Raw genomic sequence first — 12,446 nt, forward strand, 5'->3', positions numbered from 1 at the left:
GGCCGGGTTAGCGCAGCGCCACCCGGCGAGATCGCTAAGACGTTTTTTGATACTGGGCAATAAGGTCCGGGAGGGGATCCCATCCGCTGCTATCGGCGTTTTTAACCGCTTCCAGGGCGCTTGCCACGGTATGGCGGGCCAGTACCGCTAACGAAGCCTCCTCGGCTTCTTCGGATATCGATTTGAAGTACCAGCAGGCGTTAGCGCTGACCACGCAGCGGGCCGGCACGTCAGGGCGCGAGGCCCACAGCTTTTTATCTTCGATGACCGAAAGGTAGATGTCGCGCAGGGTGATTTCTTCCGGCGGGCGACCAAGATGAATTGAGCCGTTACGGCCAAGCGTTGAGACGATAATGCCGTCACGCGTCAGCGGAACCATCAATTTGCGGATGAAGCTCGGGTTCGCTTCCAGACCGTAGGCCAGAATCGCACTCGTGGAACGTTCACCCAATTGCTCCGCCATCGCTACGCTGAGAACCATCTGCAAAGCTGTCGGGAAGCGGTAATCTAACATTTTTCTGTCCTGGGTTGCGGTGAATCTTGTTCTTTTTGGCACCGCAGAGGTGAATAAGCAATAAACAACAATATAACAAATACGGTAATTATTTTGAAGCAATCTGCGGCATTTGCGATCGAACCCCCTGTTCTGATTTAGCAAAACGTGCGGTTCGGGAAGTCAACCGTCACCATCAGGCCACCTTCAGCGGAAGTACTCAGGTTTACGCTGCTGTTGTGTTGCTGCGCCACCGCTTTGACGATGGCAAGCCCCAGCCCGCTCCCGCTTTGCACCTGATTGGGGTCGCGGAAAAACCGGTCGAACACGCGCTCGCGCAGTTCAACCGGAATACCGGGCCCTGCATCTGAAACGCGAAGCCGCGCGAAGCCATCTGCTATGCAGACATCGACCTGAATCCGCCCGCCCTCGGGACTGTACTTCACGGCGTTCTCAATGAGGTTATCAATAAGCGATACCAGGCGTTCCCTGACGCCGGGGATCCAGATGTCATCCTCGGCGAAGAACTCCAGCTCAATCCTGCGCGCAGACGCCAGCGGTTCCAGCTCGGCCATTCGCTCCTGAATGAGCGTCGTCAGCGGCACGGTCTCCATTTCCGTATCAATCCGCGCTTCGCTGTGCATCATCAGCAGCAGCTGGTTGACGAGACGCGCTGCCCGACTGTTGCTGCGAATCACCCCCGCAAGCAGTTCCTGCTGGCTCTCGCTAATGACCCAGGACTGCAGCGCTTCCACGTTGATGCGCATCGCCGCGAGGGGCGTACGCAGCTCGTGCGCGGCATCCGCAATGAAAACCCGTTCCCTTTCCGCGCTTTCACGCACCCTGGCAAGGAAGTCATTGATCGCATCCACCATCTGGCGCAGCTCCCTGTGTCCGGGAACGGCTTTTAAAGGGGAGAGATCGTCAGGCGTGCGTAGCGTAATTTCATTGACCACCTTGTTCCAGGGGCGCATCGCAATGCGGATTGACAGCCATGCGGGAAACAGAAGAAAAGGGAAGCAGACCAGCAGCGGCATGATGTAGTAGCCGCGCGAGTTCAGGTAGATAAAGAAGTTCCAGCCGCCGGCCGGGGTGAAAAGGGTAACCTCCACGTCGGAATGAGCGGATTTAAGGGTTCGGCTGGTCCAGGTACGACCATCGCTCTGAACACGCTGCATTTCCCCAAACCGGGTGTTGGTTACCCCCGTTGGCGCATCAGGCGATGAAAAAATAATCGCGTTATTTTTGCGCACGATGAAGTTGATTGACAGCGCGGGATCTTCGCCGCCGCCATAGCCCTCACGCAGCGCTTTGCTAAAGGCTTCCAGCACCGCGGTGCGATCCTGCGGGTGTTCGTCCATCCGCTCGACCAGGGTAAAAAGGGTGTCGTAGGTATGACTGCCCGTAAGGATGGGAGGACTGCGCAGGTCCTCCCACAGAATGAAGGTTAAAAATAGACACCACAGCAGGGTAAGCAGCAGCAGCTGGGCGATAATAATTCGCCGTACCAGCGTTGGGCGTCTCAGGTGGTACCAGACGTTTTGCATTACCCTGTTACCTTCTGGACTGAAACGGTATCAATGACATACCCGACGCCCCGCACCGTTCGCACATAGCCGTCGCCGATTTTTCGCCGCAAATTTCCCATATGCACGTCGAGCGCATTGCTGAGGTTCTCTTTGTTACCGAATATCCGTTCTTCCAGAAACCGTCGCGTAATCACGCGGTCAGCGCGCAGCATCAGCGTTTCCAGCAGCGCATATTCACTCGCCGTCAGGTCTACGTGGCGCGCGCTCACCGTCACGCGGCGCGTTGGAACATGAAGCGATAAGCCCCGAATTTCTATCGCCTCATTTTCGAAACCGTAGCTGCGCCGCGCCAGGGCTCTCACCCGCGCCAGCAGCTCGGCGAGAATAAATGGCTTGACGAGATAGTCGTCCGCACCGGCATCCAGCCCGCACAGCCGGTCCTGCAGCGTACCTCGCGCCGTCAGAATGATGACCGGGATCCCCTTAAGCTGCTGACGCAAACGCGCCATCAGGCTCATGCCATCACCGTCGGGCAGCCCCAGGTCGAGCAAAATAAGTTCCGGCACGCAGACGTCCAGCTGATGCAGCGCATCCTCTTTGCGGCGAACCCATATGACGTCAAACCCTTGATCGGAGAGGGCGATACGTACGCCGTTGCCGAGATCCAGGTCGTCTTCGATTAGTAGAATTTTCACACTGGTAACTGTATCAACCGTGAATGAAGAACTTCTTAAGAAAAAAACGGTATCAGGAAACCTGCCCGGTTTACAGCGTCGGCTCGCGCTTCAGTGTTTCTTCATGTTCGGCTCATAAGAACCTTAGGGTCGGTATTCAAAATGGGCGTTCTGGCGGTTAACCGCATGCATCGTCATCATTTGAATCCAGAAGGGCTTCTTTAATGAGAAACATCGAACTGCGTCATACGTTTCCCCATTTACTTCCGGGCCGCAGCCTGAAAAACCTCGTGCCGGGCGTCGTTCTGGCGTTACTGGCTACGCCCGTACTGGCGGCAGAACAGAGCCAGGGTAACGTCTTAACCCTGGGGGGCGGCGTGGACGTCGCGCCGCGCTACTCGGGTTCAGATAAAACCCGCGTTTCCGCAGCTCAGGTGGTGGAGTACGCCATGGCAAACGGCTTCTTTATCGGCACCACGCGAGGGATCGGTTACGGCAACAACGTTGGCAATCTTGATTACAGCGCCGCGCTGAGCTATCGAGTTGGGCGTAAAGATAAAGACGTGAGCAGCGATTCCATCAGCTCCGGCAGCGACGAGCTGCGGGGAATGGGCGAGATAAAAGGCTCGGCAATCGTTGTGCCCGGGCTTGAGTACAGGGTGACCGACTGGCTTCACCTGCAGCTGCAGGCAGAGGTTCCGGTTTCTGAGAGGGACAACGGTGAAGCGGTGCATTTCGGCATTTCCAGCCCGTTCTATACCTCACCAAAAAATGAGGTGACGCTGGCGCTGACCGGCAGCTGGGGATCCGACAAGTACATGCAGACCTACTACGGGGTCAGCGCCGCTCAGTCGAGCGCATCGGGCTTTGCCCCACATGACGCCGGGGCGGGAATTTATGGCTACTCGATGAATCTTGACTGGACCCACAGGCTCACCTCGCGCTGGAGCGTCCTTGCCTCAGCGGGCGTTACGCAGCTGACGGGGGATGCGGGTGATAGCCCCATTGTGCAACGCAAAACATCGCCCACGGGAAGTTTGAAGGTGACGTACAGTTTTTGATTGTGGGCTGCGGTGGCTTAACGTTTTGAGCACGCTTTTGCGGTAATTAAAGCCGCTCCGGTTGAGATGGCGGGGCGGTTCCCTTTGCAGACAGTTACAGCACTGCACACGAGGTTGACGGATTTATCTAAAGCTCCATTGTGCCGTAATGACAAACACGGAAGGTATGATAATACCCACATCCATTCCAAAAAAAGACGTAAAATTATACTGGAACCCATGATATATATAGGGCGAAAATCCTATCCCCGTTGCTTTTTTAAAATCATGGTATGAACCATGGTCACCACAATCATCGAAAGTATCAAAGAAAAATTCACCTACATATCCATAGATTCCTTTAAAAACCCAACCGTTATCCCATCCAGCCCAGTCTCTTCTTACGCCGGCAGCGAGGCATCTGTCATTAAAGCTGTTTTTCATTGTCCCTAGCACAAGACTGTATTTCGACGTATCCGAGAATTTCCTCTCCACGGATATGAACTTATTTTCAAAGTTCTCCGTGTATTGTCCTCGATTATGGGTCAGATGATAAACGTATGAGCCGGTGTTTATTGAATACAGATTTATTTCATTTGCAGAGCAATGCAACGTAAAAAGATAAAAACTTCCGCACCACAGCCATGTGGGGCATCTTTTCCGAACTGTCTGCTTATGTGGAATATTATCCATATTCGCTCACTTTGGCTAACGTACTGAAATTATAAGGACTGTTTTCGGTCTTCAGCTGGATAAATTTTAGCATACATACCAAAACTCGAGATATTCACGTCACGGATAGGGGGCTGAAATTACGATAGGACATGTTCTGAGAACCCTTACCCCACGCGCTTACAGGAGTGAAAATCAGCCTTTTGCCGCCGCTAAAATCATAGCCTCTGAGGTATAATCGCTGTTCAGAAAACGGCAAAGAGGATGTGACAAGATGCTGACTTATATCACTATAGGTACAAAGGATCTTCAGCGCGCCGCGGCGTTTTATGACGCGATTTTTAACGTGCTTGGCTATTCACGTTTGCCTGCCTGGACCGAGGACTGGGCAATGTGGGGAGATGAAAATAATCCAGATGAGGGGTTTAGCTTCTGTATTTGTCCTCCATTTGACCGACAACCCGCAACGGCGGGAAACGGGACAATGTTCGCATTCCGTGCAGCTAACGCGGAGCTAGTCAGACGTTTCCATGCAGCAGGCCTTCTTGCGGGAGGGAGGAGTGAAGGCATGCCAGGGACACGAACCGCATACGGCCCCGATTTTTATGTTGCCTATCTGCGCGATCCTGACGGGCATAAGCTGGCATGCGTTTTTCAGCATTATTCTCCTGAAGCCGATACGTTCCCGGACGAAGAATAGTCACAAGCGGTCGTTTTTGAACTATGTTTAACACCAGTCAGAATAATAAATAGTTCAACTGTTATTAGATTCTGAACAGTGGCGCCTTAATCCGGAGCATTTGAAAACCAGAACCTCACTGAGAAGTGTGCCAGCATGACGTGGCTAATATCCTTATCCGGAGAACAACGTGTTCGGAAAACAATTGCTAAACTTCATGCCAGGTTTACAAACTTTGTTAGCCTACGATAAAAGCTGGCTAAAACATGATATTAAAGCCGGGTTATCCGTTGCGGCTGTCGCGCTACCCGTGGCTATTGCTTATGCTGAATTGGCGGGTGTTGGGGCAATAGTGGGGCTCTATTCCTGCGTTTTACCGATGATAGCGTATGCACTCTTTGGTTCTTCACGTCAGCTTATTGTGGGCCCTGATGCCACGACCTGCGCGGTGATCGCGGCCGTCGTGTTTCCTCTTTCTGCAGGTAATTCCGAACTGCACTGGCAGCTGACCATTATCATGACGTTGATGATGGGCGGGTGGTGCCTGCTTGCCAGTAAATTTCGTCTGGGCGCACTTGCCGATTTACTTTCTCATCCCATCCTTACGGGTTTGCTTAATGGCGTTGCCGTGACGATTATTGTCGGGCAATTAGGCAAGGTGTTGGGGATAAAACTCGACGAAGCGCAGGTTATTGAGAAAATAATGGCCTTGCCAGGCCGTCTTTCAGAAAGCCATTTATTAACCGTTGGCATATCGCTTTTAACGTTAATTATTTTAATGGCGATCAAAACGTATCGCAGCCACTGGCCAGCACCGTTGATTGCCATTGTGATGACAACGCTACTGGTATGGGCGACATCTGCGCAACAGTACGGTATTGCCACTATTGGGGGTGAAGGCTTCCAGCCTGGTTTACCCGTCGTTAACTGGGGCGCGTTCCAGCCCGGTCCGATGCGTGATTTAGTGATCCCGGCACTGAACCTGGCGTTGGTCAGTTTTGTCAGCCTGATGCTGACCGCCCGCAGTTTCGCCGCGAAAAATGGCTATGAAATTAATGCTGATGCAGAGTTCCGGGCGCTGGGTATTGCGAACATTATGTCTGGGTTATCTCAGGGGTTTGCTATCAGTGGAGCCGATTCCCGGACAGCGGTTAATGATTCAGTGGGTGGGAAAAGCCAGCTGGTTTCCATCGTCGCAGCCTTACTCATCGGTATCGTAGTGGTGTTTTTCACTCAGCCATTACAATTTATTCCGGTATCTGCATTAGGAATTGTTCTGATGTACGCATCCTGGTCATTAATTGATCTTCGCGGTTTATGGAATCTGAGGCGAAGAAATAAACAGGCATTTCGCCTGGCCTTTTTCACGTTTGGCTGTGTGTTAATTATCGGCGTCATCCAGGGGATCGGCCTTGCGGTGTTGCTTGGCCTGTTACAGTTCCTGCGTACGGTGTTTCGTCCCTCCGAGCATTTACTGGGAACTGACGAAAATGGAATGATTCACTCATTAGGGAATACAACCGATATTAAAATGGTCCCGGGCGTGCTGATGTATCGATTTAACTCTCCGCTGACCTATTTTAACGTGGCTTATTTTAAACGCCGGGTATTGAACCTGGTTGATGGTGCAGCAGTACAGCCTAAATGGGTGGTCATTGATGCCGTTGCTTGCTTCACCTATTCAGATATCAGCGTTCTGGCAACCATAAATGAGTTAAAGCGCGATCTGAAAGGTCGAGAGATTACGTTAATCCTTGCGGGCAGAAAAACGGAATTAACGCGCTGGTTTAAAGATAGCCGGCCAACGATGAATGATGATGACATGATTCTGGCGCCAGACCTCTATCTGGCACTTCGGTTCATTCAAAGCAAAGAGAGTGCGAGTGAATCAGGTGGCGAGGTATAAGCTAAAGGCTTGCCCGCCAACCGCGAGCAAGCCACACCCTTAGCGATACAGCGTCTTTTCCGTAACCGGAATAAGCAGACCGGATCGCCAGTCCGCGAGCGTCAGCTGCGCAAGCCTGCCCAGCGCGGCATAAAACGGATGCCCGGCGTTGTCGACAAACACCGACAGGAAGCGGGTGCTCCACGGCAGCAGGTGCCACGCCAGAAGCTGATTGCACTCCGGCTCGCGGCCATTCTCGGCCAGCCACGCCGCCAGCAGCAGCAACGTACCGAAATGATCTTCCGGCTCATTCTGCTGCATCTCAAACGCGATATTGTTCTCCCGCATCCACTGGCGCAGCGCGAGGGTCGAGTCGCCAAACAATACGGATTCACGGTCCAGCCAGACGGAACCCCACGGCGGAGCGGGCAGGGCATACGGACCAATAAACAGCCGTTGCCAGGCGTCCGCCAGCGACTCATCGGAAGATGAAGCAAACGTATCGGCAACGGGCTGCAGCGTTTCCGAAGGCAGGGGCCAGTCCTGAACCCATTCGCCAGCGGTGAGCGCTTTCACCAGCGGCGCGGCCTGCTCGCTGTCGGGAGCGAAATAAAACAGCGCGCCCAGCACCCGGGCGCTGAACGCGAACGATTCATGATGTGAGACGTCTTTCATTAGACTTTCCTTGCTCGCGCGGATGACGCCCGCGCGACTGTGTTAACCGATAATAGTGACCACAGAATAAACCAGGGTCTCGCGTTTCACCCTCTACACCTTCTCAATCTGCACCAGATTGGTGTGCTGCGGGTTGCCTTTTGCCAGCGGAGAAGGTCGATGGGTCGTCAGCGTGTTGATGCATGAGCCGTGATCGATACGATCGCCATTCATATTGGCATCATGCCACGCTCCCTGGCCCATGGCGCTCACGCCGGGCATGATGCGTGGCGTGACTTTCGCTTCAATTCGCACCTCGCCGCGATCGTTAAATACGCGCACCGTATCGCCGTTCTTGATGCCGCGTTTTGCAGCATCGACAGGATTAAGCCACACCTCCTGGCGACAGGCCGCTTTCAGCACGTCGACGTTACCGTAGCTCGAGTGGGTACGGGCCTTGAAGTGGAAGCCGAACAGCTGCAGCGGGAACTGCGCGCGCTCGGGCGCATCCCAGCCGTCAAAGGTCGACGCGTAGACGGGCAGAGGGCTGATGGTCTCATCTTTTGCCAGCTCCCAGGTAGCCGCAATCTCCGCCAGCTTGCTGGAGTAAATCTCAATCTTGCCTGATGGCGTTTTCAGCGGATGGGCTTCCGGGTTCTCGCGGAATTTTTTATAGGCCACAAAGTGTCCGTTCGGATCGTTGCGCTTATAAATGCCCATTTTTTTCAGCTCGTCATAGGACGGAAGCTTAGGGTCTTTCTCGAGCATTTTGGCATACAGGAACTGCAACCACTGTTCCTGCGTGCGTCCTTCGGTGAATTTCTGAAGGATATCCGGCCCGAGGCGTTTCGCCACTTCGCTCATCATCCAGTAGATCGGCTTACGCTCGAACTTCGGTGCGGTCACGGGCTGGAGGAAAATCAGATAGCCCATGTTCCCGGCGTAATCGTTAGGAATAATGTCTTCCTGCTCGACGGTCATCAGGTCCGGCAACACGATATCGGCGTACTTCGCTGACGAGGTCATGAAGTTGTCGATGACGACGATCGTTTCGCATCTACTTTCGTCCTGCAGGATCTCGTGAGTTTTATTGATATCAGAGTGCTGGTTGATGATGGTGTTGCCCGCATAGTTCCAGATGAACTTAATCGGCACGTCCAGCTTATCCTTACCGCGCACGCCGTCGCGCAGGGCGGTCATCTCCGGTCCGCGGGCGATGGCGTCCGTCCAGCTGAAGCAGGAGATTTGCGTTTTGACCGGGTTATCCGGTATCGGCATACGTTCGATGGTAATGGTGTAGGTCGACTCGCGCGCGCCGCTGTTACCGCCGTTGATGCCGACGTTTCCGGTGAGGATCGGCAGCATGGCGATGGCGCGGGACGTCAGCTCGCCGTTCGCCTGGCGCTGTGGTCCCCAGCCCTGGCAGATATAGGCCGGTTTCGTGGAGCCGATTTCACGAGCAAGTTTGATGATGCGATCCGCGGGAATGCCGGTGATGCGTGAGGCCCACTCCGGCGTTTTCGCCGTGTTGTCATCGCCCTGGCCGAGAATGTACGCTTTGTAGTGGCCGTTAGCGGGCGCGCCTTCCGGCAGCGTTTTTTCGTCGTAGCCCACGCAGTATTTATCCAGAAACGGCTGGTCGACCAGGTTTTCGTCGATCAATACCCACGCGATTCCCGCCACCAGCGCGGCATCGGTACCCGGACGGATCGGGATCCATTCATCTTCGCGTCCGGCTGCCGTATCGGTATAGCGCGGGTCGATAACGATCATGCGCGCATTGGATCGCTCGCGGGCCTGCTCCAGATAATAGGTAATCCCGCCGCCGCTCATGCGGGTTTCCGCCGGGTTATTGCCGAACATCACCACCAGTTTGCTGTTTTCAATATCCGAGGTGCTGTTGCCATCGTTGCTGCCGTAGGTGTAGGGCATCGCGCAGGCGATTTGCGCCGTGCTGTAGGTGCCGTAGTGGCTCAGGAAACCGCCGTAGCAGTTCATCAGGCGCGCCACCAGCGAAGCGTAAGGGGAGGAGCGGGTGATATTGCCGCCGACGATGCCGGAAGAGTAGTTGATGTAAACTGCTTCGTTGCCGTATTTGCTGACCACCTCTTTCAGGCTGGCGGTGATGGCGTCCAGCGCTTCATCCCATGTGATGCGCACGAACTTGCCTTCACCGCGTTTGCCCACGCGTTTCATCGGGTAGTTGAGACGGTCAGGGTGATTGATCCGACGGCGAATAGAACGTCCGCGCAGGCAGGCGCGCACCTGATGGTTACCGTAAATATCCTCGCCGGTGTTATCGGTTTCGACCCAGTACACTTCGTCGTCGCGGACGTGCAGACGCAGCGCGCAGCGGCTGCCGCAGTTGACCGAGCAGGCGCCCCACACCACTTTATCTTCAGCAGGCTGGACGGCGTTCTTCACCGCCGCGGCGGCGCTTTTTAAGCCGAAAGGAAGCGAGATCCCGCCGGCGGCCAGCGCCAGAGAACCTATTGCCGTGGATTTCATGAGAGTTCGACGGCTAATTCCGCCGTGATGTTCAGTATCGGACATGGCTCACCCCATCATTATAATTACGTATTATTTTTCCCGAAATGATAACCGGGCTAATGATGGGGTGAGTGTTACTGATTTGGGGGTATTAAATCTTAATCCTCATCAAATCAAAGGGGATTGAGGGTAAATTACTGCGCTTCAGCAGCCCCGCTGCCTGTACGGGTGTACAAAATTTTAAAGGTGTCGTTGGCGCAGTGGCCTACCACCTGAGTGCCCGCCTGGTCAGCCTGATCGTTCGGCACAATGCTCAGCGTAAAACCTGATTCAGGCACGCCGTTGTTGATAATTTTCTGCTGAATGTCGCTTTTCACGCGCTCGCAGGAATCCGGTGCCGCCAGCGCGGCCGTTGAGGCACTCATTAACAGCAGGGCGGTAATCCAGGGTAACCGTTTCATCTGTAGCTCCTTTTCTCTGTGTAGAGATTAATTTTAGCAGGCTTCGTGTAAACAACTGTATTTGCTAATATGATTGGGAATAATCTCCCTGTACGGTAATAAATGTGAAGAAATACGCAGCGATAACGCTACTGGCAGCAACACTGGTGGGGTGCGACAACAGCTCCGCGCCGCTGTCGTTTACGCCCGAGATGGCGAGTTTCTCGAACGAATTTGATTTTGATCCGCTGCGCGGCCCGGTGAAAGACTTCACCCAGACGCTGCTCAACGAGAAGGGCGAAGTGTCCAAACGGGTGACCGGCACCGTGTCGGCGGAAGGGTGTTTCGATACCCTGGAACTGCACGACCTGGAGGCCAATACCGGCGTGGCGCTGGTGCTGGATGCCAATTACTACCTTGATGCGGAAACCCAGCAGCGAAAGGTGAAGCTGCAGGGAAAATGCCAGCTGGCCGAACTGCCGTCAGCCGGGATAACGTGGGATACCGACGACAACGGTTTTGTGGTGGCGGCGCACGGCAAAGAGATGGAAGTGAAGTATCGTTACGATGCGGATGGCTACCCGCTGGGCAAAACCACCGTCTCGGGGGATCAGCACCTGTCCGTCCAGTCGACGCCGTCTAAAGACGTTCGCAAAAGAATGGATTACTCGGCAGTGAGCATGTTGAATGACAAGCCGCTGGGCAACGTGAAGCAGAGCTGCGACTACGATCGACACAATAATCCGGTGAGCTGCGACCTGACGATCACGGACGATAGCGTCAAACCTGCCGTTGAGCACAAATACACCATCAAAAACACGATTGAATACTACTGAGAATAAAACCGCGCAGGTTACTGCGCGGTCGGTTTCAGCAGGCTGGCGCCTGACGGCTTGTGTCCGGCAAGATGCTGATGCTGGAAGATGCACATGCGAATGGTATTGCGGTATTCGCCGTTGATAAAGAATTCGTGAATCAGCTCGCCTTCCACCATAAAGCCCAGCTTGCGGTAGATATGGATCGCTTTCTCGTTCTCTTTATCCACAATCAGGTAAAGCTTGTAGAGATTCAGAACGTTGAATCCGTAATCCATCGCCAGCTTCGCTGCCCGTGAGGCAAGGCCTTTTCCCTGATGCTCAGGGGAAATAATGATCTGAAACTCCGCCCGACGGTGAACATGGTTGATTTCAACCAGCTCCACAAGACCGGCTTTTTCGCCTTCACACTCCACCACAAAACGACGTTCACTCTGATCGTGAATGTGCTTATCGTAGAGATCGGACAGCTCAACAAAAGCCTCGTACGGCTCTTCGAACCAGTAGCGCATTACGCTGGCGTTATTGTCCAGCTGGTGGACGAAGCGCAGGTCTTCGCGCTCCAGCGGGCGAAGCTTAACGTCGCAGGGCGCCGACATTACGGGGCTACCGTACGGCCAGTGCGGCGATCAAGACAGCGCAGGGTGTTTGGCTCCCAGTAGGCGTTGACGTTTGCACTTTGCTGACACTTATCGCGCGCGTCAAAAGCGACATCTTCTTTGTCCCACTCTTTTTCAGCACGTTTGTTGACCTTGTGACGAAGGCTGCGGGTGTCATTCCATTGTTCTTTGTCCATGGCGGCGTTCTGGCGGCTTTGCGCGCTGTCACCAGACTCAATAATGAGCTTGCTGGTTTCCGCTGTCGCAGAGGCGGCAAAGGCGAACGATGACAGCGCCAGCAGGGCTGTCAGACAAAGGCGTTTGCTTAATGTGGTCATAGCGTTTCCTTTTAAACGGGTGCAGATAATCAAGTTACCCCGAACAGATTCTACACCAAAGCGAAAAGACGGCATACCCGCGGTGCAAGTATGGGAAAGTAAAGGATATCATCAGGTATGATGTCTAAATAAATCCTC

Annotated in this window: 13 protein-coding genes; 4 read left to right on the forward strand and 9 right to left on the reverse strand. The window is 54.0% G+C overall.

Annotation, left to right across the window (positions count from 1 at the left end):
- Positions 1-34 precede the first annotated feature (34 nt).
- The 3 genes from UR289_RS14650 to UR289_RS14660 all read right to left on the reverse strand — a co-directional run bounded on the left by UR289_RS14650 (position 35) and on the right by UR289_RS14660 (position 2,717).
- Complete coding sequence (locus UR289_RS14650) at positions 35-514, reverse strand: RrF2 family transcriptional regulator (protein ID WP_029739386.1); 480 nt, start codon at positions 512-514, stop codon at positions 35-37.
- 137 nt (positions 515-651) lie between these two features.
- A complete protein-coding gene (locus UR289_RS14655) occupies positions 652-2,040 on the reverse strand; it encodes a sensor histidine kinase (RefSeq protein WP_047061713.1) in 1,389 nt (462 codons plus the stop codon).
- The gene (locus UR289_RS14660; RefSeq protein ID WP_048980503.1) at positions 2,040-2,717 is read right to left on the reverse strand and encodes a response regulator transcription factor; all 678 of its coding nucleotides are present in this window, start codon (positions 2,715-2,717) and stop codon (positions 2,040-2,042) included. The genes UR289_RS14655 and UR289_RS14660 overlap by 1 nt, the downstream gene beginning before the upstream one ends.
- Before the next feature lie 203 nt (positions 2,718-2,920).
- Between UR289_RS14660 and UR289_RS14665 the strand changes: the two genes are divergently transcribed.
- On the forward strand, positions 2,921-3,757 hold the full coding sequence (locus tag UR289_RS14665) for a MipA/OmpV family protein (RefSeq protein WP_320710665.1): 837 nt from the start codon (positions 2,921-2,923) through the stop codon (positions 3,755-3,757).
- Positions 3,758-3,880: 123 nt separating this feature from the next.
- On the opposite strand, the gene UR289_RS14670 is transcribed toward UR289_RS14665, so the two are convergent.
- On the reverse strand, positions 3,881-4,429 hold the full coding sequence (locus UR289_RS14670; protein ID WP_320710667.1) for a hypothetical protein: 549 nt from the start codon (positions 4,427-4,429) through the stop codon (positions 3,881-3,883).
- 253 nt (positions 4,430-4,682) lie between these two features.
- On the opposite strand from UR289_RS14670, the gene UR289_RS14675 reads away from it, so the two are divergent.
- Positions 4,683-5,108 (forward strand): VOC family protein, encoded by a 426-nt coding sequence (locus UR289_RS14675; RefSeq protein WP_219939570.1) that lies wholly within the window; start codon positions 4,683-4,685, stop codon positions 5,106-5,108.
- A 169-nt stretch (positions 5,109-5,277) separates the two neighbouring features.
- Complete coding sequence (locus tag UR289_RS14680; protein WP_320710668.1) at positions 5,278-6,993, forward strand: SulP family inorganic anion transporter; 1,716 nt, start codon at positions 5,278-5,280, stop codon at positions 6,991-6,993.
- Between the two features lie 39 nt (positions 6,994-7,032).
- Here the strand turns inward: UR289_RS14680 and dmsD are convergent, their stop codons facing one another.
- From dmsD to UR289_RS14695, 3 genes are all read right to left on the reverse strand, one after another.
- On the reverse strand, positions 7,033-7,647 hold the full coding sequence (gene dmsD / locus UR289_RS14685; RefSeq protein WP_320710670.1) for a Tat proofreading chaperone DmsD: 615 nt from the start codon (positions 7,645-7,647) through the stop codon (positions 7,033-7,035).
- Positions 7,648-7,740: 93 nt separating this feature from the next.
- Positions 7,741-10,179: a selenate/tellurate reductase subunit YnfE gene (gene ynfE, locus UR289_RS14690; RefSeq protein ID WP_320710672.1), complete on the reverse strand. Its 2,439-nt coding sequence runs from the start codon at positions 10,177-10,179 to the stop codon at positions 7,741-7,743.
- 131 nt (positions 10,180-10,310) lie between these two features.
- Entirely contained in the window at positions 10,311-10,577 is a 267-nt protein-coding gene (locus UR289_RS14695; protein WP_048976916.1) for a DUF1161 domain-containing protein, read from the reverse strand.
- 104 nt (positions 10,578-10,681) lie between these two features.
- Between UR289_RS14695 and UR289_RS14700 the strand changes: the two genes are divergently transcribed.
- Positions 10,682-11,392, forward strand: coding sequence for a YnfC family lipoprotein (locus UR289_RS14700; protein WP_033145401.1), 711 nt, complete (start codon positions 10,682-10,684; stop codon positions 11,390-11,392).
- A gap of 17 nt (positions 11,393-11,409) precedes the next feature.
- Here UR289_RS14700 and speG read toward each other — a convergent pair whose 3' ends face one another.
- Positions 11,410-11,970, reverse strand: coding sequence for a spermidine N1-acetyltransferase (speG, locus tag UR289_RS14705; protein ID WP_023311549.1), 561 nt, complete (start codon positions 11,968-11,970; stop codon positions 11,410-11,412).
- Positions 11,970-12,308 (reverse strand): DUF1283 family protein, encoded by a 339-nt coding sequence (locus tag UR289_RS14710; protein WP_023311550.1) that lies wholly within the window; start codon positions 12,306-12,308, stop codon positions 11,970-11,972. Before UR289_RS14710 ends, speG begins: the two co-directional genes overlap by 1 nt.
- Positions 12,309-12,446: the final 138 nt, after the last annotated feature.

This window comes from Enterobacter sp. 302C9, from assembly GCF_034106085.1.
GTDB lineage: Bacteria > Pseudomonadota > Gammaproteobacteria > Enterobacterales > Enterobacteriaceae > Enterobacter > Enterobacter asburiae_B.

Excerpts from the sequence above, each read along its gene's own strand:
- UR289_RS14695 (WP_048976916.1), bottom strand. The coding sequence starts at position 10,577 with ATGAAACGGTTACCCTGGATTACCGCCCTGCTGTTAATGAGTGCCTCA.
- dmsD (WP_320710670.1), bottom strand. The coding sequence starts at position 7,647 with ATGAAAGACGTCTCACATCATGAATCGTTCGCGTTCAGCGCCCGGGTG.
- UR289_RS14650 (WP_029739386.1), bottom strand. The coding sequence starts at position 514 with ATGTTAGATTACCGCTTCCCGACAGCTTTGCAGATGGTTCTCAGCGTA.
- UR289_RS14670 (WP_320710667.1), bottom strand. The coding sequence starts at position 4,429 with ATGGATAATATTCCACATAAGCAGACAGTTCGGAAAAGATGCCCCACA.
- UR289_RS14710 (WP_023311550.1), bottom strand. The coding sequence starts at position 12,308 with ATGACCACATTAAGCAAACGCCTTTGTCTGACAGCCCTGCTGGCGCTG.
- UR289_RS14665 (WP_320710665.1), top strand. The coding sequence starts at position 2,921 with ATGAGAAACATCGAACTGCGTCATACGTTTCCCCATTTACTTCCGGGC.
- UR289_RS14675 (WP_219939570.1), top strand. The coding sequence starts at position 4,683 with ATGCTGACTTATATCACTATAGGTACAAAGGATCTTCAGCGCGCCGCG.
- ynfE (WP_320710672.1), bottom strand. The coding sequence starts at position 10,179 with ATGTCCGATACTGAACATCACGGCGGAATTAGCCGTCGAACTCTCATG.
- speG (WP_023311549.1), bottom strand. The coding sequence starts at position 11,970 with ATGTCGGCGCCCTGCGACGTTAAGCTTCGCCCGCTGGAGCGCGAAGAC.
- UR289_RS14655 (WP_047061713.1), bottom strand. The coding sequence starts at position 2,040 with ATGCAAAACGTCTGGTACCACCTGAGACGCCCAACGCTGGTACGGCGA.